Source organism: Streptomyces incanus, assembly GCF_042656345.1.
GTDB classification, from domain to species: Bacteria; Actinomycetota; Actinomycetes; order Streptomycetales; family Streptomycetaceae; genus Streptomyces; species Streptomyces incanus.
In genome coordinates this window covers 110,644-128,181 of sequence record NZ_JBHSPC010000007.1, presented here as the reverse complement: position 1 = coordinate 128,181, position 17,538 = coordinate 110,644, and the positions used below count along the sequence as shown (strand labels likewise).

20 protein-coding genes are annotated in these 17,538 nt (G+C 70.4%); 10 read left to right on the top strand and 10 right to left on the bottom strand.

Annotated elements, in window-relative coordinates; genetic code table 11:
* Positions 1–13 precede the first annotated feature (13 nt).
* From ACFP2V_RS01965 to ACFP2V_RS01945, 5 genes are all read right to left on the bottom strand, one after another.
* Positions 14–937: an alpha/beta hydrolase gene (locus ACFP2V_RS01965; protein ID WP_381204518.1), complete on the bottom strand. Its 924-nt coding sequence runs from the start codon at positions 935–937 to the stop codon at positions 14–16.
* 4 nt (positions 938–941) lie between these two features.
* On the bottom strand, positions 942–2,057 hold the full coding sequence (locus ACFP2V_RS01960; RefSeq protein ID WP_381204517.1) for an FAD-dependent oxidoreductase: 1,116 nt from the start codon (positions 2,055–2,057) through the stop codon (positions 942–944).
* A 46-nt stretch (positions 2,058–2,103) separates the two neighbouring features.
* On the bottom strand, positions 2,104–3,063 hold the full coding sequence (locus tag ACFP2V_RS01955) for a phosphotriesterase family protein (protein ID WP_381204516.1): 960 nt from the start codon (positions 3,061–3,063) through the stop codon (positions 2,104–2,106).
* Between the two features lie 48 nt (positions 3,064–3,111).
* Positions 3,112–4,086 carry a phosphotriesterase family protein gene (locus tag ACFP2V_RS01950; protein WP_381204515.1) on the bottom strand — a complete coding sequence of 325 codons (975 nt, stop codon included), beginning with the start codon at positions 4,084–4,086 and terminating at the stop codon, positions 3,112–3,114.
* Positions 4,087–4,534: 448 nt separating this feature from the next.
* Complete coding sequence (locus tag ACFP2V_RS01945; RefSeq protein WP_381204567.1) at positions 4,535–4,858, bottom strand: zinc-binding dehydrogenase; 324 nt, start codon at positions 4,856–4,858, stop codon at positions 4,535–4,537.
* Between the two features lie 70 nt (positions 4,859–4,928).
* Here ACFP2V_RS01945 and ACFP2V_RS01940 point away from each other — a divergent pair, with 70 nt between their 5' ends.
* The 4 genes from ACFP2V_RS01940 to ACFP2V_RS01925 are packed head-to-tail and all read left to right on the top strand — an operon-like array spanning position 4,929 to position 7,701.
* On the top strand, positions 4,929–5,528 hold the full coding sequence (locus ACFP2V_RS01940; RefSeq protein WP_381204514.1) for a gas vesicle protein: 600 nt from the start codon (positions 4,929–4,931) through the stop codon (positions 5,526–5,528).
* Positions 5,518–6,456: a gas vesicle protein gene (locus tag ACFP2V_RS01935; protein WP_381204513.1), complete on the top strand. Its 939-nt coding sequence runs from the start codon at positions 5,518–5,520 to the stop codon at positions 6,454–6,456. Before ACFP2V_RS01940 ends, ACFP2V_RS01935 begins: the two co-directional genes overlap by 11 nt.
* 52 nt (positions 6,457–6,508) lie before the next feature.
* Positions 6,509–6,823, top strand: coding sequence for a gas vesicle protein K (locus tag ACFP2V_RS01930; protein WP_381204512.1), 315 nt, complete (start codon positions 6,509–6,511; stop codon positions 6,821–6,823).
* The gene (locus ACFP2V_RS01925; protein WP_381204511.1) at positions 6,820–7,701 is read left to right on the top strand and encodes a GvpL/GvpF family gas vesicle protein; all 882 of its coding nucleotides are present in this window, start codon (positions 6,820–6,822) and stop codon (positions 7,699–7,701) included. The genes ACFP2V_RS01930 and ACFP2V_RS01925 overlap by 4 nt, the downstream gene beginning before the upstream one ends.
* 219 nt (positions 7,702–7,920) lie before the next feature.
* On the opposite strand, the gene ACFP2V_RS01920 is transcribed toward ACFP2V_RS01925, so the two are convergent.
* Positions 7,921–10,104, bottom strand: a complete 2,184-nt coding sequence (locus tag ACFP2V_RS01920) for a DEAD/DEAH box helicase (protein ID WP_381204510.1) — start codon at positions 10,102–10,104, stop codon at positions 7,921–7,923.
* Positions 10,105–10,214: 110 nt separating this feature from the next.
* Between ACFP2V_RS01920 and ACFP2V_RS01915 the strand changes: the two genes are divergently transcribed.
* Positions 10,215–10,484: a type II toxin-antitoxin system Phd/YefM family antitoxin gene (locus tag ACFP2V_RS01915; protein ID WP_266382467.1), complete on the top strand. Its 270-nt coding sequence runs from the start codon at positions 10,215–10,217 to the stop codon at positions 10,482–10,484.
* Complete coding sequence (locus ACFP2V_RS01910; protein WP_381204509.1) at positions 10,477–10,740, top strand: type II toxin-antitoxin system RelE family toxin; 264 nt, start codon at positions 10,477–10,479, stop codon at positions 10,738–10,740. The genes ACFP2V_RS01915 and ACFP2V_RS01910 overlap by 8 nt, the downstream gene beginning before the upstream one ends.
* An 84-nt stretch (positions 10,741–10,824) precedes the next feature.
* On the opposite strand, the gene ychF is transcribed toward ACFP2V_RS01910, so the two are convergent.
* Complete coding sequence (gene ychF / locus ACFP2V_RS01905; RefSeq protein ID WP_381204508.1) at positions 10,825–11,913, bottom strand: redox-regulated ATPase YchF; 1,089 nt, start codon at positions 11,911–11,913, stop codon at positions 10,825–10,827.
* Between the two features lie 176 nt (positions 11,914–12,089).
* Here ychF and ACFP2V_RS01900 point away from each other — a divergent pair, with 176 nt between their 5' ends.
* Positions 12,090–12,725 (top strand): DUF6542 domain-containing protein, encoded by a 636-nt coding sequence (locus ACFP2V_RS01900; RefSeq protein WP_381204507.1) that lies wholly within the window; start codon positions 12,090–12,092, stop codon positions 12,723–12,725.
* A 52-nt stretch (positions 12,726–12,777) separates the two neighbouring features.
* Here ACFP2V_RS01900 and ppgK read toward each other — a convergent pair whose 3' ends face one another.
* Both ppgK and ACFP2V_RS01890 read right to left on the bottom strand, forming a co-directional pair.
* On the bottom strand, positions 12,778–13,524 hold the full coding sequence (gene ppgK / locus ACFP2V_RS01895; protein ID WP_381204506.1) for a polyphosphate--glucose phosphotransferase: 747 nt from the start codon (positions 13,522–13,524) through the stop codon (positions 12,778–12,780).
* A 151-nt stretch (positions 13,525–13,675) separates the two neighbouring features.
* Positions 13,676–14,698, bottom strand: coding sequence for a 4-hydroxy-3-methylbut-2-enyl diphosphate reductase (locus ACFP2V_RS01890; RefSeq protein ID WP_381204566.1), 1,023 nt, complete (start codon positions 14,696–14,698; stop codon positions 13,676–13,678).
* Positions 14,699–14,888: 190 nt separating this feature from the next.
* Here ACFP2V_RS01890 and xseA point away from each other — a divergent pair, with 190 nt between their 5' ends.
* Together xseA and ACFP2V_RS01880 are read left to right on the top strand one after the other, a co-directional pair.
* Positions 14,889–16,097, top strand: coding sequence for an exodeoxyribonuclease VII large subunit (gene xseA / locus ACFP2V_RS01885; protein ID WP_381204505.1), 1,209 nt, complete (start codon positions 14,889–14,891; stop codon positions 16,095–16,097).
* A gap of 9 nt (positions 16,098–16,106) precedes the next feature.
* Complete coding sequence (locus ACFP2V_RS01880) at positions 16,107–16,379, top strand: exodeoxyribonuclease VII small subunit (RefSeq protein ID WP_381204504.1); 273 nt, start codon at positions 16,107–16,109, stop codon at positions 16,377–16,379.
* Between the two features lie 88 nt (positions 16,380–16,467).
* On the opposite strand, the gene ACFP2V_RS01875 is transcribed toward ACFP2V_RS01880, so the two are convergent.
* Positions 16,468–16,680 (bottom strand): DUF4287 domain-containing protein, encoded by a 213-nt coding sequence (locus ACFP2V_RS01875; protein ID WP_381204503.1) that lies wholly within the window; start codon positions 16,678–16,680, stop codon positions 16,468–16,470.
* Between the two features lie 238 nt (positions 16,681–16,918).
* Here ACFP2V_RS01875 and ACFP2V_RS01870 point away from each other — a divergent pair, with 238 nt between their 5' ends.
* Complete coding sequence (locus ACFP2V_RS01870) at positions 16,919–17,509, top strand: malonic semialdehyde reductase (protein ID WP_381204502.1); 591 nt, start codon at positions 16,919–16,921, stop codon at positions 17,507–17,509.
* The last annotated feature ends 29 nt before the right edge of the window (positions 17,510–17,538 follow it).

The following is a 17,538-nucleotide window of genomic DNA, read 5'->3' as shown; positions in this document are numbered from 1 at the left end:
GCGGTCGGCCGGGTCAGCGCCGGCCGAGGAAGTCGCGCGTCTCCTCGAAGACCCTGTGGTACTCCGGGATCCAGGAGAAGTGCTGGACGAATCCGTGGCCCGCGCCCTCGTACCGGCTCACCGTCGCCTCCACGCCGGCCTCCCGCAGTCGCCGGCCGTAGAGCTCGCCCTCGTCGCGCATCGGGTCGTACTCCCCGGTGACGACGAGGGCCGGCGGCAGCCCGGTGAGGTCCGCCCGCTTGATCGGCGAGACGAGCGGGTCCGCGGGGTCGGCGCCGCTGTCGATGTAGAAGGCGTTGAAGGGCTTCAGCCCCGCCGTCTCCAGGCCGTAGCCCACGGCGTTCTCCCGCAGCGAGGCGTAGCGGTCGACGTCGAAGTCCAGGTCGAGCGAGGGGTAGTAGAGGATCTGGTGCGTGATCCGGTCGAAACCGTCGTCGTGCGCCTTGGCCACGACGGCGGCGACGAAGGTGCCGCCGGAGCTGTCGCCGGCGACGGCGAGGGTCGTGCCGTCCCAGGCCAGACTCTCGCCCTGTTCGGCGACCCAGCGCACGACCGCGGAGCAGTCGTCGAGACCGGCGGGGAAGGCGGCCTCGGGCGCCAGGCGGTAGCCGACGGAGACGACCTTGAGCCCGGTCTCCTTCGCCAGCGAGCGCGCGACGTGGTCGTGCGTCTCCAGGCTGCCGAGGAAGAACGCGCCGCCGTGGAAGTAGACCAGCACGCCGTGGCTGTCGGCCTCGACCGGCGTGTAGATCCGTACCGGCACCTCGCCCGACGCGGTCCGCGCGGTCACGTCCTCGACCGCGTGGAGCGGCAGGCGCTCCTCGAGGGGAGCGACGTGGGCCTCGTCCCCGGCGCGCATGGCGGCCGGGTCGAGCGGGCCCTCGGGCGGGGTGGGCAGGCCGGCGAGGAACGTGGCGATCTCAGGGTGCAGGGGCATTCCGTTACTCCTTGGGCGCGGCGTCGGCGGGCTTCTGGCCGGGGAAGACGTCGTCGATCTCTTCCTCGGACCAGCCCTGGCGCGAGATGGCCTGCAGCTTGTCGGTCTCCGGCTTGCGGATGGCCTGGTACCGGGCCAGCGCCTCCTTCAGGGAGTCCGCGTCCCGCAGGGCGTCGGCGAGGGCGCCGGCGTCCTCGATGGCGGAGTTCGCGCCCTGGCCCTGGTGGTGCAGCATCGAGTGGGCCGCGTCGCCCACCAGGACGACGGAGTCCGAGTGCCACGTGTCGACCGGGTCGATGTCGTAGACCGCGCGGATGTTCACGGTGTCCATGTCGAGGCCGCGCGTGATGCTGACGAGGCGCTCGTCGAAGCCCTCCACCGTCGCCAGGATGTCGTCCTTGGTGACCTCGGGGTTCCAGGCGCCGTCCGGGCACAGGGCGGTGATGTCGAACGACACCTGGCCGCGGTGGCGCAGCGGCAGCAGGTAGATCTTCGTGCCCTTGCCGATGTACATCCGCAGGTTGTCGTCGGTGACCATCCCGTGGGCGTCGTCGACGGAGATGACCGCGCGGTAGGCGTGCTCGCCCGAGAACACCGGGCCCTTGTCGCTGAACAGTTCCCTGCGCACCACCGACTTGATGCCGTCGGCACCGACCACCAGGTCGGCCTCGACGGTCTTGCCGCCCGCGAAGGTCAGGACGGAGCGGTCGCCGTTGTCCTGGATGCTCTCCAGCTTGTGACCGAGGTGCACCATGCCCTCGGGGAGCACGCCCAGCAGGGCTTCGATGAAGTCGCCGCGGTGGACCAGGTGGGTGTGGGTCTGCTCGCCGTCGACCGGCCACGCCTCCTTCATGATCGGGTCACCGGTGGCGGTGAGGATCTCGAAGTACTCGCTCGGCGAGGTCACCTTCGCGATCGCGTCGAAGATGCCCCACTGGCGGAACCGGTTCATGGTGACGGGACGCAGACCGATACCGGCACCGACCTCCCGGATCTGGTTCGCCTGCTCGTAGACGTCGACCTCGGCGCCCAGCAGGCTGAGGGCCTTGGCCGCCGCCGCACCGCCGTACCCCGCACCGACAACGGCTATCTTCAGGTTCTTCAGCTCGGAGTGCTGCATGGCTGGTTCTCTCTTACTTCTGAAGGGTCGGGAAGACCTGGGAGGGTCAGGAGGACTTCTGGAGGGTCAGGAAGTCGGCCGGGTTGTCGACGAAGATCGTCTTGATCGCGGCCTCGTCGAGACCGGCGGCACGGAGGTCCGGGATGAGGTCCTCGAAGATGTAGTTGACGGTGTGGCCCTTCACGCCCGGCCAGCCCAGGGGGCTGCAGTTGGCGTCGGCGGAGGCGAGGACCTGGTGCAGCCGGCCGTCGCCGATGAAGCGGAGGAAGTGGTCCAGCCGCTCCTGGCGGGGGCGGGCCCAGAACGGCGGGTCCGGCAGTTCGGTCTCGTAGCCGAAGGTGTCGAAGCCGATGCGCCCGCCCTGCTCCGCGATCCAGACGTCGCGCGTCTTGTCGGCGTTCACGCCGTCGTCGACGTGCCCGAACAGGACGCGGTCCAGGGGGAGACCCTCTTCGTTGAAGATCGCGATCGCGTTCTCGGCGTCGATCGCGAGGTGGGTCAGGATCGGCACGCCCGTGGTGAGCGAGGCGCGGGCGGCGGCCCGGTAGATGCGCTTGTCCAGGTCCGTCATACGGCCACCGCGGCTCACCCCGACCTTGATGACACCGGCGAGGCTGCCGGTGTCGCCGATGCCGACGGTGATCTCGTGGACGAACTGGCGGGTCAGGTAGTCCACGTCGGCCCGGGCGAAGTGCGGCAGGGCGGTGTCGCCGCCGACGAAGCCGGTGCAGGCGACGATGTGGACGCCGGTCTTCGCGGACAGCGACTTGTAGTAGTCGACGTCACGGCCGTTGCAGATCCCGGTCGCGTCGACGAAGGTACCGCCGCCGTACTCGTGGAACGTCCGCAGCTTCGGGACGGTCTCCTCGTACCGCTGCTCGGGGGTCTTCCACCACTTCGTGTCCAGCTCGGAGCCGGGCATGCCGTAGCCGATGTGCTCGTGGATGGCCACGAGACCCAGCTCCTCGGCCGGGATCTGCCCCAGAACGGTGTTCACTCTCGACACAACACTCACCTTTGAGAAAAGAAACTTGATGGTCGCTCGTGCTGGCGCTCAGCGCGCCGACAGCAGGTCGCGCGGGTTCTCCACGAGAATCCGCCGCGTGTCCTCGTCGCTGAGACCCTGTGCCTTCAGGAGCGGGACGAAGGTGGTCAGGACGTAGCTGTACGGCAGGTCGTTGCCGGGGTGGCCCTTCGCCACACCGGTCGCGCTGCTCGAGAGCAGGATCCGGTTGCCGAAGCCGGCCTGCACGAGGTCGGCGACCAGAGCCGCGCGCTCGTCATCGGTGATGTGGGTGTCGTCCTGCGCACCGACGTGGTCCAGGGCGACGTAGGCCCCGCGTCGGGCGATCCCGAGGGGCGCGCCGGCGGCGACGGCGTCCTTGCGGTCGAGTCCGCCGACGACGACGCGGTCGGCCGACAGCTTCTCGTCCAGGACGACGTCGAGGTCGTGGAGGGCGTCGGCGCCGTAGCGGATGGAGACCGCGACGCCGGTGCTCAGAGCGGTCCGGGCCGCACCGCGGAACAGGCTCTCGTCGGTCGCGGTCATGCCCTCGAGGGTCGCGGTGGTGGCCACCAGGCCGGCGGAGCCGCGTCGCTCCACGCGGGGCACCACCATGCCCTCGGCGACCTCCTTGGTGAAGAGGTCGGCGAACTTCTCGGCCGGCCACGGCGTCGGCGGGTTGGTCTGCGGCGTCAGGAAGTAGCCGCCGAGCATCTCCTCGGGGCCCTGGCCCGTCGAGGCGACGATGTGCACGCCGGTCGTACGGGAGAGGGCCTCGTACAGCCGGACGTCCCGGCCGTGGAACATGCCGGTGCTGTCGACGACGGTGCCGCCGCCGTGGGCGCGGAAGTCCTTCAGCTTGGCGGCGAGCGTCTCGAAGATCTCGGCACGGTCGAAGGTGACGTCGTAGGCGTGCTCCGCACCCGGCACCACCGACAGCAGCGCCTCGTGGACCGACACGACGCCCAGATCCTCGGCCGCCACCGGGCCGAGGACGGTGTTCACAGTGTTGCTCTCGACGCTCATGCCTGCCTCACGTGTCCGGGGTGGGAACTCCGCAGGGGCGCACCGCACCCTTGTGGCTGATGTCAAGGTAGCCATTCGCTTTACATGGCGTCAATGAAACTGACACCACGAAAAAACAATTCACGGGAAGCGGATCGGACGCCCGACACGGCCCGCCCACCCTGCGACGACGCCCCGAAAAACGGCCGGCACCACTGACGCGGACTCCCCGTTACGGACATCCCATCGCGAGCAAGGTGCCCGAATTGCGCTAAATCGACATCGCCTGCTTCGGCACGTGCCGACGGGGCCGGCCCCGTCCGCCGACCACGGCCGGCGCGGTACGGGGGGGCTGCCGAGGTACCGACCACGACGACACCGTCCGGTCAGGGGGAACCGGCGGGCTTCGGTTCGTACGGGCAGAGCAGCGCGCAAGGTCCTTTCCGCGGTCGCGAGGTGCCGACGGTCCTCACGGGGTGACGGTGATCTTTCCTACGTGTGTGCCGCGCCGGAATTCCTCCTGGGCGGCGTGGAGTTCGGTCAGTCGATGGCCGCCGGCGATGCGCGGCCGTACGGTGCCGGTCCGGGCCAGGTCCGCCCAGGACGCGAAGTGGGCGCGGGTGTGCGTCGAGGAGCCGATGAGGCTGAGGTTGTGCGGGTACAGGCGACGCGGGTCGAAGGTGACGACGGGCCCGGCGACGGCTCCGGCGATGACCCGGCGGGCACCGTCGCGCAGCGTGGGCAGGAGCCGTTCGAACCCTGGTCCGCCGGCCACGTCCGCGACGGCATCCAGCCCCTCGGGCCCGCACCCTCACACCCGGGCCCGGGTGTGTAAGTGACAGGAGAGCGGACAGACGCGCGGAATGAGCAGCTACCCCGAGAGGATCACCCCGAGCGACAGCGGGTTCCCGTCCACGGTCTCGCGGCGCGGCCCGTCGCAGGGCGGGGTCCCGAGTGCGGGCCTGTCCCCGATGCAGCCCCGGCGGGACGGCGACGGCAGCCTCGCGCACGTGGTGGAAACCCTGCTGGACAAGGGCCTCGTGCTCAACGCCGACATCATGGTCTCGGTGGCCGGGGTGGAACTGCTGGGCATCCGTCTGCGCGCGGCGCTGGCCTCTTTCGAGACGGCTGCCCGCTACGGGCTGGAGTTCCCGTCCGGCACGGACACGGAGACCGCCGCGTGGCGTGACACGCGCGAGGAGAAGGAGACCTGTCCGGCCTGCGGCAAGCGCGCCCCGGTCGAGCAACTGCTGCACGAGTGGTGCCCCTGGTGCGGGTGGCGCAGCGCGCAGGCCCAGCTGCAGAGCCGCCCCGAGCACGCACAGCCGGCGGCGTTGGCCGAGCACCGGGAGGAGCCCGCCGCCGACGATGAGGACGAGGGCGGGGACGAGGGCGAGGACCAGGACCACCGGGCGGCCGAACCGTCCCCGACCGAGGGCGAGGCGCAACGGCGTGACGGCTGACCTGTCCCCGATGCGCCCCACGCGGGATCCGCGGGTCACCCTGGACGACCTGGTGGAAGTCCTGCTGAACAAAGGCGCGGTCCTGCACCTGGACCTGATCGTCGCCGTGGCCGACATCCCGCTGATCGGCGTCTCCCTCCGAGCGGCCATCGCCGGGATGGAGACGATGCTGGAGTACGGGATGATGCGCCACTGGGACGAGGACACCCGCGCCTGGGCCGAGCGGTCCGTCGCCCGTCGCGCCCTCGAGCTGGGGGAGGACGAGAACATCGTCTGCCGGATGAGCGGCGGCCACCTCCTGACGGAGGGCCTCTACCACGGATGGCGGCCCGGCACCGTCCACCTCACCGACCGGCGCCTCGTCGTCCTGCGTGACGAACCACGGGAGATCCTGTGGGAGACCGGACTCGACGCCGTCACCGCCGTACGTCTCGAACCGGAGAGGACGGTCGGGGGCGAGGAACGGCTGCGCCTGGACGTCACTCTGGCCGACGGCAGTCAGGAACGCCTCTCGGCCCGGGAGCCCGGAGAGCTGCACGCCCTCCTCACCGAGGCGTGCGCGGGCCGCGCGACGCCCGCCCTCCCCTTCGCGTTCACGCCCCCCGTCGAGGAGGAACCGTCTCTCGCCGAGGGGCACCTGTGGTACCACGAACCGCGCCGGGGCGGGCCGTTGTGGCGCGGCGGTCAGGGACGGCTGACCGCCGACAGGCTGATCTGGAAGTCCCCCGTGGATTCCCGGCCGGCGCTCGTACTGTCCACGGCGGACATCACCGCGGTGCGGCGGGCACCCGCGTACGGCCCCGCCGGGAAGGACAGCGTCATCGCGGTGCACACCGCCGCGGGCGACGAGGTGAGACTGGCCGCGGACGATCCGGCGGCCTGGACGGAACGGCTGCGCGCGACGGGGCCCGTGGCGGCGACCGGATGAGCGACCGGGCACGCCAACAGGAGGCACGACAGCAGGAGGATGGAGAGCCGACATGCCGTTGACCGTCGACGAGAAGAGCCTCAAACACGGGGTGCTGTCCTTGGTGGTCACCTTGGTGGAGGTCATCCAGGAGGCGCTGGACCGCCAGGCGCTGCGCCGCATGAACGGCCACGACCTGACCCCGCAGGAGGCCGAACGCCTGGCGAACGCCCTGCTGGAACTGGACGAGGCGATGGAGCAGATCAAGGAGGACCACGGCATCGTCTCCTCGGTCGCCGACCTGCACAGGGGCCTGGACGAGGTCGTCGACGACGTCGTGGACAAGCTGATCAACCCGCGGCGCTGGGCGGAGGAGACAGACGGATGACCGAGCACACGGCGCTGTACGTGTACGCGCTGCTCCCGGACCGACCGGACCAGCAGGACCGGCGGGACCGACCGGACCGACCGGACCGGCGGGACGCGGCCGACGGCGTCACCGGCATCGACGGTCGCCCCCTGCGGCTGGTGCGCGTTCCCGGCACCTCCGTCGCGGCACTGGTGCACGACGCTCCGCCGGCCCCTCTCCAGGGCAGCGACGACCAGGTGCGCCGCTGGGTGGAGGAGCAGAGCCGAGCGGTGGAAACCGTGTGGGAACGCACCGGCAGCATCCTGCCGATGACCTTCAACGTCCTGGTCGCCGACGAACCGTCGCCCGAGGACCGGCCCGCGGCCGGGCGGAGCGCCGAACGGCGCCTGACGGAGTGGATCACCGAGGAGGCGGCGGACATCGGTGGCCAGTTGGAGGGCCTGGCCGGCCGGTGCGAACTGCGGGTCGACATCACCGTGGACCGTACGGCCGTCACCGCGGGCGAGGCGGGCGAGGACACACCGGAGGGCCGGCCGGACGGCCTGTCACCCGGCATGCGCAGGCTGATGGCCAAGCAGCGGGAGCACCAGGCCCGCAACGCGGCCGGACAGCTCGCCGACACCCTGCACGCCGAGACCAGGCACCGTCTGCTGACCGTCGCCGAGGACTACCGCGACCGCGGCCCCACCCACCGTGTCGCGGGCGAGACGGACGTCCTGTGCGCCGCCCTGCTCGTCCGGCGGGAGGACATCGACACCGTCGGCACCGTACTGACCGAGCTGCGGGCCCGGCAGCCCGCCGTCCGCATCCGCTTCCTGGGCCCTTGGCCCCCGTACTCCTTCATCGACACCCGGCATCGCGTCCGGGCGGAGGAGATGGCCCCTGAGCGACCGTGAACGAGCGGACCCGCCCGCCCCGCACCGGGCGAGTCCTCTCCCCCCTGTCCACGACGTCACCGGAAAGGTCACCGCCGAAGCCGTGTCCCAGCCCGAATCATCCACTCACACGCCGAAGCGGAACGCCTGCGTCCCGATCCTGACCTGTGGCGGAGCCGCACGCGCAACACCCTGACCCAGGCATTTCCCCGTTGGCGTGCGTCGGGTTCCGACGGTCGCTCACGGGTCTCCTGCGGACTCTTCGCGGACCGCTCCCAGCCGCGCCTGCTCCTCCTCGACGATCCGACGGGCCATCGCCGTGTCCGAAACGTCGACCGCGTCCGGCGTCGACTCGGCGACTGCGCTGCGACGTGCGTACGCGTCGAACAGGCGGCTCTTGTTCTTCAGCATCTCCACCATCCGCTCGTCCCCCCCGCGGGTGGTGAGCAGTCGGTGCACCCGGACCGGACGCACCTGCCCCATGCGGTGGGCCCGCGCCACCGCCTGGTGTTCGATGGTCGGTTTGATCTGAGGCTCACAGATGATCACGACGGACGCGGCCTGCATGTTGAGCCCCACCCCCGCCGCCTCGATCTGCGCCACCAGCACCGCATGACCCGGCACGGCGGCAAACTCGTCCACCAAATACTGACGGCGCGCGGGCGGCACGCTTCCCGAGACCGGACCGAACACCTGACCGCCACCATTGCTCCGCGCGCCATCCAGCATGTCCTTCACCGCTCCAAGGACATCCCTGAAGTTGGAGAACACCACCACCTTCAACCCATTCTCGGCGGCGTCCTCGACGATCTCGCGCAGCCGGTTCAGCTTGGCCGACTGCTCGGGGCGCGCGTACGCCGCTCTGCGCATCGCCATGAAGTTGCCGGCGCGCACGGCTTCGCGGTAGGCGTCTTCGTCCGACGCACTCAGCTCCTCCCACTCGTCCGTCTGCTGGAGCGCGGGCAGTTCGGTCAGAACATCCTGCTGGTTGCGGCGCAGATAGACCGGGGCGACGGCCTTCCGGAAGGCCTTGGAGCCGGCCACTCCGTCACGGTCACCGACAATCCCTGCCAGGTGCGGCTGAAGAATCCGCACAAGGCTGCGAAACTCGGCGACTCGGTTCTCCATGGGCGTGCCGGTCATGAAGAGAACGCGTTCGCAGCGCCCGGACCATTCGGTCACGGCCTGGGAACGACGCGTCTTCGGATTCTTCACGTAGTGCGCCTCGTCCACGACCAGCATCCCCAGCTCGCCGCCTCCGGGGGCCGGGAAACCGCGCAAGGCGTCGAAGGTAGTCACCCCTACGCCGCCCCGGCCCTTCCAGTCGGCGAACGCTTCCTGCCTGTCGGGGCCGTGAAGAGGCATCACGCGCAGCTTGCTGCGGGCCTCGATCTCGCGCGTCCAGTTGATCAGGACGCTGGCCGGACAGACGACCATGAAGTGGCTCTGCCCCTCGGCAGCGAGATGAGCCAGAGCAGCGATGGCCTGGATGGTTTTGCCGAGCCCCATCTCGTCGCCAAGAATCACCTTGCGTTGCGCCAGGGCGAAGCGCGCCCCGAAGGCTTGATAGCCGCGCAGCGACACCCGCCGGTGAGTGGCATCAAGCATCTGGTCGCGGACCCGCTCGGCAACTTCGTCGGGCAGGAACCCCTCGGCAGCGGCAGTGTCGGGTCTGCGGCCGGAGATCTCCGCGAGCAGGCTGTAGTACTCGGCGGAACGCAGCTCGAAGTCGACCCAGGCCGCGACCTCGGTCGAGGTACCGCGCAGCAGATCCACCGAGGCTTGTGCAAGCAGCTCCGGCACACCGTCCTGCACTGCTTCCTCGGTCAGCCTGCGGACCTCTGCCACGGCCTCCAGTGCCCGAGCTCGTTTGGCCTGCCCCACCAGCAGCATCCGCAGCCGCCCGGCGGCCGGCTTGGCCTCGGCCAGCAGCGGCCCGAGCCGCTCCGAGAGAGCCACGGCCGTGTCGACGGCTCGCCGCGCATCGGGCCCCGCTTCCACCAGCACGTGCAGGGCCATGACGAGTGAGGTGGTTCGCGGCTCCGGCCGCTCCACGTCGATGTGGACGGCGATGGTCTCCCGAACGGCATCAGATATCTGACGTGCCGCCGCGATGACCTGATCGGCGGTCCGCTGCCCCACGCCAGGAATCTGCCGCAACCGGTAGGAACCGGCATCGAGTACCTGCCGGACCGACCGTAGCCCGCTCCTCTCGACTTCCCCGAGCCTCAGCCGACCCTCGGTGACCTCCTTCAACCGGGCCACCGGGATGGCGTCCAGCGCCTGTTCCACCGCTGTATCGCAGATCGGCTTCAGCGCCGTCCGAACCGCCTCGACAGCCCGCCCGTGGTCACCGGCCACCGCCTGCGCCGCCTCGTACAGCCGCTCTCCTGCGGCAACCGCCTCCCGCTCACTGCGCCCCATCCCGCCCCGGCCCCTCTCGCCATGTCCCCGCATACTGCCACCGTTGCCCCCGGCACCGACCGGGGCCCGCAGGCGTTGTGTACACATGGCACACTCGGTACTCTTGAGGCATGACTCAGCCGCTGCCCATAGAGTCCATCCGCGACGTACGCGCCCACTTGGCCGAAGTCGTCGAACGGGCCGACCGCGACGACGTGCCCACTGTGATCACCCGTCGCGGTAAGCAGGTCGCCGCCGTGGTCTCGATCGAAGTGCTGCGCAGGTACCAGGAGTGGGAAGAGCGCGAGATCAACCGCATCATCGACGAGCGCATGGCGAGCCCGGCCGCCGGCGTTCCGATCGAGGACGTGATGAGGGAGACGCTGGCACGCAGTGAGTGACCACCGCGCGGTGTTCCGGCCCGAGGCCCAGGCCGAGCTGCGCAAGATCCCGCGTGACACGGCGCTTCGCATCCTGGCCGAACTGACGGAGCTGGAGAGAGACCCCTTCGGCTTCACCACCACCGCACTCGTATCCCAGCCTGAGCGCCGCCGCCTACGGGTCGGCGACTACCGTGTCGTCTACACGATCGACAACGGGGAGCCGACGGCGTGGGTCGCACGCATCGGACACCGCTCCACGGTCTACGAGACGTAGCTGCTCCAGGTCCTACGGACTACTGCGGACAGCACAACGACCCGACCTGCTTTCTCACAGGTCAGGCCGTTTACCCACGTCCAATCAGACGTTGAAGCGGAACTCCACCACGTCGCCGTCGCGCATGATGTAGTCCTTGCCCTCCATGCGGGCCTTGCCCTTGGCGCGGGCCTCGGCGACCGAGCCGGTTTCGACGAGGTCGGCGAAGGAGATGACCTCGGCCTTGATGAAGCCCTTCTGGAAGTCGGTGTGGATGACTCCGGCGGCCTCGGGGGCGGTGGCGCCGCGCTTGATGGTCCAGGCGCGGGACTCCTTCGGGCCCGCGGTCAGGTACGTCTGCAGGCCGAGGGTGTTGAAGCCGACGCGGGCGAGGGTGGCGAGGCCGGGCTCCTCGGCACCGACCGACTCCAGGAGCTCCATGGCGTCCTCCTCGTCCAGCTCGGCGAGGTCCGCCTCCAGCTTGGCGTTGAGGAAGATCGCCTCGGCGGGGGCGACCAGGGCGCGCTGCTCGTTCTTGAAGTCCTCGTCGGTCAGCTCGTCCTCGTCGACGTTGAAGACGTAGAGAAACGGCTTGGTGGTGAGCAGGTGCAGGTCGTGCAGGGGTTCGGCGCGCTCGCTGCCCTGGAGGATGCCGTGCGCGAAGAGCGTGTCGCCCTTCTCCAGGATCTCCTTGGCCTCCTCGACCGCCTCGACCTTGGGCGCGATGTCCTTCTTGATCCGCGACTCCTTCTGCAGGCGCGGCAGGACCTTCTCGATGGTCTGCAGGTCGGCGAGGATCAGCTCGGTGTTGATCGTCTCGATGTCGTCCTTCGGCGAGACCTTGCCGTCGACGTGGACGACGTTCTCGTCCTGGAAGGCGCGGATGACCTGGCAGATGGCATCGGACTCGCGGATGTTCGCCAGGAACTTGTTGCCGAGTCCCTCACCCTCGCTGGCGCCGCGCACGATGCCCGCGATGTCGACGAAGTCGACCGTGGCCGGGAGGATCCGCTGGGAGCCGAAGATCTCCGCGAGCTTCGTCAGCCGGGCGTCGGGGACACCGACCACGCCGACGTTCGGCTCGATGGTGGCGAACGGGTAGTTGGCCGCCAGCACGTCGTTCTTGGTCAGGGCGTTGAACAGGGTCGACTTGCCGACATTCGGCAGACCGACGATTCCGATCGTGAGCGACACGTTGCGACTTCCCGTACGTGAGGTTGAGGACTGGCCGACTGGGCTGCGTGGGCCGATCCACCAGTCTACGGCGTACCCGCCGCCCACCCCGTCAGCAAATCGAACGCATGGACAACCCTCACTCTCCGGCGTGTCTGACAGCCCGTTCAGCACATAAACAGACCTAAGTTGGTCCAGTGGAGCAACACAGCACGCGACCTGCTCAGCACGGACCGCGACGTGACCAACCGACCCGGCCGCCCGGGCCGCCCCGGCCCCCGCTGCCTCCGCTGCCTCCGCTGCCTCCGCAGGCAGGGCGGTCCCCCGGGGGCGGTGTCGCGCGCTCCGCCCGGCCCACCCGCCCGGCACAACGCAGGCCCGCGCCGGTCCCCCGGCCCGCCCCCTCCCCCGCGAGCCGGCGACTGCCGAATCCCCGGCTCACCGGGCTGGGCGGAGGCCTCTTCTGCGGGCTCGTGATGCTGGCGCTCGGGTTCCTCGTCGCGCTGCTGTTCGGGATGTCCTCGACCGCGTACGGCGTGCTGTTCCTGCCGGTGTGCGTGCTGACCGCGCTGTGGGTGCGCACGGGGGACCTGCTCACCGCGCCCGTGGTCGTCCCGATCGCCTTCGCCCTGGGCCTGGTCCCGGTCGCCGACGAAGGCGACGGCGGGACCGGCGGCCGGCTCATGGGCATGGTGACGGGGCTCGCCACCCAGGCCGGCTGGCTGTACGGGGGGACCTTGATCACCTGTGCGATCGTGCTCGGCCGGCGGATGCGCACGATCCGTACGATCAACCGGCGGACCGCCGCCGCCCGGAGCCGGGCCCAGGCCTGACCCCCGGACGCGCCGGGCCTTCCGGAAAAAGGGTCCCCGGGCGCCCCGGTGCCTACCTGCCCGTGGCCGCCCGCATCGCCGCTCCCACGATGCCCGCGTTGTTCTGCAGCTGCGCCGGGACGATCTCGGCCTTGATGCCCTGGATGTGGGGCAGGAACCGCTCGGACTTGCGGCTGACACCGCCGCCGATCACGAACAGCTCCGGTGAGAACAGCATCTCCACGTGGGCCAGGTACTTCTGCACCCGGCGCGCCCAGTGCTCCCACGTCAGCTCGTGGTCCTCCCTGGCCTTGCTGGAGGCCCGCTTCTCCGCCTCGTGGCCGTGCAGCTCCAGGTGGCCGAGCTCCGTGTTGGGGACCAGGACGCCGTCCACGAACACGGCGCTGCCGATGCCCGTACCGAACGTCAGCAGGATGACCGTGCCCCGGCGGCCCCGGCCGGCGCCGAAGTGCACCTCGGCGACACCCGCCGCGTCCGCGTCGTTGACCACGGTCACGGGCAGACCGCCGAGGCGGTCACCGAGCAGGACACGCGCGTCGGTGTTGACCCAGCTCTTGTCGACGTTGGCCGCCGAGCGGATCGTGGTGCCGTCGGTGACCACACCCGGGAAGGTGACCCCGACCGGGCCGGTCCAGCCGAAGTGGTCGACGACCTCCTTGACCCCGTCGGCCACCGCGTCCGGCGTGGACGGGTGCGGGGTGAGGACCTTGCAGCGCTCCTGCGCCAGGTCCCCCTTGTCCAGGTCGACCGGGGCACCCTTGATCCCGGACCCGCCGATGTCCACACCGAAGATCTGCATGGGACCACGTTAAGCCGGACCATGAACGGTCACCGAACCGGACGCCGTCACCAATCGGACACAGGGTGAGGATTGGGGACGTGACGCCGTCACATCCCCCCGGTTCCTCGCCCGTCAGCGCACCACACCGACCCGCGCTACGCCGGCCGCACTACGCCGAGGCCCCGCCCGGCCCGGTGCCACCGCGCTCTGCCACCAGGGTCGCCGCCTCCTCGCGCAGGTCGCGGCGCAGCTCCTTGGGCAGCGAGAAGATGATGGACTCCTCGGCGGCCTTGACGATCTCGACGTCCTCGAAGCCGCGCTGCGCGAGCCATTCCAGAACCTGCTCGACCAGGACCTCCGGCACCGAGGCGCCCGAGGTCAGGCCGACCGTGGAGACGCCCTCCAGCCAGGCCTCGTCGATCTCGTCAGCGAAGTCCACCAGGTACGCCGCGCGGGCGCCCGCGAGCTTGGCGACCTCGACGAGTCGCACGGAGTTGGAGGAGTTGCGCGAGCCGACCACGATCACCAGGTCCGCCTCGGCGCCCATCTGCTTGACCGCGAGCTGACGGTTCTGCGTGGCGTAGCAGATGTCGTCGCTGGGCGGGGAGATCAGCTGGGGGAACTTGCCCTTGAGCGCGTCGACGGTCTCCATGGTCTCGTCGACGGAGAGCGTGGTCTGGGAGAGCCAGACGACCTTCGACGGGTCGCGGACCTCGACCTTGGCGGCGTCCTCGGGGCCGTCGACGAGCTGGATGTGGTCGGGGGCCTCGCCGGAGGTGCCGATGACCTCTTCGTGGCCCTCGTGCCCGATCAGGAGGATGTCGTAGTCCTCGCTCGCGAACCGGACCGCTTCCTTGTGCACCTTGGTGACCAGCGGGCAGGTCGCGTCGATGGTGGCGAGCCGGCCGCGCTCGGCCTCCTCGTGGACGACGGGGGCCACGCCGTGCGCGGAGAACATGACGATGTTGCCCGGCGGCACCTCCTCCGTCCGTTCGACGAAGACGGCGCCCTTTTTCTCCAGGGTCTGCACGACGTACTTGTTGTGCACGATCTCGTGCCGGACGTAGACGGGGGCCCCGTACTGCTCCAGGGCCTTCTCGACGGCGATCACGGCGCGGTCCACGCCCGCGCAGTAGCCCCGGGGGGCGGCGAGCAGGACACGGCGGCCAGGCGAAGCGGTCATGCGTCCCATCGTAAGGGCCACATCCGACAGCCCCGTGATCGCGTCCACGGGGAGGCCCCGGACCGGTCCGGGTTCCGGGTGCACGGGGGCGGCGAGCAGGGCGTACGGGCGCACCGGGCGCATGGGCCGAGCGGTGTCCGGGCACGGGGGCCGCGCGGTGGCGGCCTGCGATGTCGGCGGCTCGGACTAGTCTCGCGGCATGGCTGTCAACACGTCTGCGGAAGCGCCCATCCCGGTCGGTGAGGTGTCCCGGCTCATCGGGGGGTGGATCGACCGGCTCGGCGCGGTGTGGGTCGAGGGGCAGATCACCCAGCTGTCGCGGCGGCCGGGCGCCGGGGTGGTGTTCATGACGCTGCGGGACGCCTCGTACGACATCTCCGTCGGCGTGACCTGCTACCGGCAGGTGTTCGACGCCGTCGCCGACGTCGTCAGCGAGGGCGCGCGGGTCGTGGTGCACTGCAAGCCCGAGTGGTACGCCCCGCGCGGGCAGCTGTCGCTGCGGGCCGCCGAGATCAGGCCGGTCGGGGTCGGGGAGCTGCTCGCGCGGCTTGAGCAGCTGAAGAAGTCCCTCGCGCGGGAGGGCCTTTTCGCCCCCGAGCGGAAGAAGCCGCTGCCGTTCCTGCCGCGGCTGATCGGGCTGGTCTGCGGACGCGCCTCGGCCGCCGAACGGGACGTGCTGGAGAACGCCCACCGCCGCTGGCCCGCCGTCCGCTTCGAGGTGCGCAATGTCGCCGTGCAGGGCGTGCACGCGGTGCCGCAGGTCGCCCAGGCCGTGAAGGAGCTGGACGCGATCGACGAGGTGGACGTGATCGTCGTGGCGCGGGGTGGGGGCAGCGTGGAGGACCTGCTGCCCTTCTCCGACGAGCAGCTGGTGCGGACGGTGGCGGACTGCCGTACGCCGGTCGTCTCCGCGATCGGGCACGAGCCGGACAATCCGCTCCTGGACCATGTCGCCGACGTGCGGGCCTCCACCCCGACGGACGCCGCCAAGAGGGTCGTCCCGGACGTGGGGGAGGAGTACGAGCGGGTGCGGCTGCTGCGCGACCGTGCGCGACGCTGCGTCCAGGCGTTCGTCGACCGGGAGGAGCGGGGGCTGGCGCAGGCGCTGGCCCGGCCCTCGATGGAGGAACCGCACCGGATGATCGACGGGCGGGCCGAGGAGGTCGGCGCGCTGCTCGACCGGGCCCGGCGCTCTCTGCGGCACCAGCTGGACCGGACCGACTCCGAGCTGACGCACACGCACGCGCGCGTGGTGGCCCTGTCCCCCGCCGCGACGCTGAAGCGCGGGTACGCCGTGCTGCAGCGGGCCGACGGAAACGCCGTGCGTGATCCGGGCGAGGTGGAGGCCGGTGAGGCGTTGCGGGCACGGGTGTCCGAGGGTGAGTTCAGTGTCCGAGTCGATGCGTAGGGTGGGCGGATGACCAGCAAGACGGAGCAGACGGGGCAGGCGGAGGCCGCGGCCGAGGCTCTCGGGTACGAGCAGGCGCGGGACGAGCTGATCGAGGTCGTACGCCGCCTGGAGACGGGCGGTACGACGCTGGAGGAGTCGCTCGCGCTGTGGGAGCGGGGCGAGGAGCTGGCCAGGGTGTGCCGGAGCCGGCTGGACGGCGCACGGGCCCGGCTGGACGCGGCACTCGCGGAGGAGACCGCTGGAGCGGGAGGGGCGAAGAACGGGGACGGGGAGCTGTAGCCCGCGCGCCCGGCGAACCCGCATCCGGGTCCGCCCGCATCCGGGTCCGCCGGGGCGGTCCCGCCCCGGCCCGCCCCGGCGGTCGGGGCTACTTGGCGTTGTCCTCGGCCAGCGTGTGGGCGACGAGGGCGTTCGCATGACCGTGGCCCAGGCCGTGCTCGGTCTTGAGCCAGGCGACCAGCTCCATGTGCTTGACGAGCGGGGAGGAGCGGATCAGCTTCTTCCACTCCGCGATCGGACGGCCGTACTTCTTCTCGATCGACGGGAAGTAGGCGGCGGGGCCTTTGACGGTGTCGGTCATGTCGGGGTGGTCCTCTCCGTGTCCGTGCAAGTGGTGGCGTACTACTTGCAGGACTGCGGGTGTGCGGTGAAGTGAGCGCGGAATCGGCGTGATCCGCGTCACCCGGAGAGCGGAACCGTGAAGCAGGTCACCCCATTCCACTTTTGATTGAACTTTGAACTTTCTTGTCGTAATGTTTTCCCGTCAAGGGCTTCGCGCCGATCGCGCGGAGCTGACGCTCCCCCCAGAAAGTTCACGCATGTCTCTCGTTCTTGACTCCGCCGCCCAGGACCTGCTCTTCCGCGAGGCGCGCACCGCCAACACCTTCACCGACGAGCCGGTGACCGACGAGCAGGTGCAGGCCATCTACGACCTGGTCAAGTACGGCCCGACCTCCATGAACAATTCGCCGCTGCGCGTCACCCTGGTCCGCTCCCCCGAGGCCCGCGAGCGTCTCGTCCAGCACATGGCGGAGGGCAACCAGGCCAAGACGGCCGCCGCCCCGCTGGTCGCGGTCCTCTCCGCGGACAACGAGTTCCACGAGGAGCTGCCGCAGCTCTTCCCGCACTTCCCCGGGGCCAAGGACATGTTCGCCGGCGACCGCTCGATGCGCGAGGGCCAGGCTTCCCTGAACGCCGCCCTCCAGGCCGCGTACTTCATCATCGGCGTGCGCGCCGCGGGCCTGGCCGCCGGCCCGATGACCGGCTGCGACCTCGAGGGCATCCGCAAGGAGTTCCTCGACGACGACCACACCCCGCTGATGGTCGTCAACATCGGCCACCCCGGCCAGGACGCCTGGTTCCCGCGCAGCCCGCGCCTGGAGTACGACCAGGCCGTCACCACCGTCTGATCGTTGCCTCGAGGCGTACGGCAGGACCC

Coding starts and splice junctions, on each gene's coding strand:
- ACFP2V_RS01930 (WP_381204512.1), top strand. CDS start 6,509: ATGCCGTTGACCGTCGACGAGAAGAGCCTCAAACACGGGGTGCTGTCC.
- ppgK (WP_381204506.1), bottom strand. CDS start 13,524: ATGCAGATCTTCGGTGTGGACATCGGCGGGTCCGGGATCAAGGGTGCC.
- ACFP2V_RS01870 (WP_381204502.1), top strand. CDS start 16,919: ATGTCTCTCGTTCTTGACTCCGCCGCCCAGGACCTGCTCTTCCGCGAG.
- ACFP2V_RS01915 (WP_266382467.1), top strand. CDS start 10,215: ATGACTCAGCCGCTGCCCATAGAGTCCATCCGCGACGTACGCGCCCAC.
- ACFP2V_RS01965 (WP_381204518.1), bottom strand. CDS start 937: ATGCCCCTGCACCCTGAGATCGCCACGTTCCTCGCCGGCCTGCCCACC.
- ACFP2V_RS01925 (WP_381204511.1), top strand. CDS start 6,820: ATGACCGAGCACACGGCGCTGTACGTGTACGCGCTGCTCCCGGACCGA.
- ACFP2V_RS01890 (WP_381204566.1), bottom strand. CDS start 14,698: ATGGGACGCATGACCGCTTCGCCTGGCCGCCGTGTCCTGCTCGCCGCC.
- ACFP2V_RS01880 (WP_381204504.1), top strand. CDS start 16,107: ATGACCAGCAAGACGGAGCAGACGGGGCAGGCGGAGGCCGCGGCCGAG.
- ACFP2V_RS01875 (WP_381204503.1), bottom strand. CDS start 16,680: ATGACCGACACCGTCAAAGGCCCCGCCGCCTACTTCCCGTCGATCGAG.
- ACFP2V_RS01960 (WP_381204517.1), bottom strand. CDS start 2,057: ATGCAGCACTCCGAGCTGAAGAACCTGAAGATAGCCGTTGTCGGTGCG.
- ACFP2V_RS01950 (WP_381204515.1), bottom strand. CDS start 4,086: ATGAGCGTCGAGAGCAACACTGTGAACACCGTCCTCGGCCCGGTGGCG.
- ACFP2V_RS01920 (WP_381204510.1), bottom strand. CDS start 10,104: ATGGGGCGCAGTGAGCGGGAGGCGGTTGCCGCAGGAGAGCGGCTGTAC.
- xseA (WP_381204505.1), top strand. CDS start 14,889: ATGGCTGTCAACACGTCTGCGGAAGCGCCCATCCCGGTCGGTGAGGTG.
- ACFP2V_RS01940 (WP_381204514.1), top strand. CDS start 4,929: ATGAGCAGCTACCCCGAGAGGATCACCCCGAGCGACAGCGGGTTCCCG.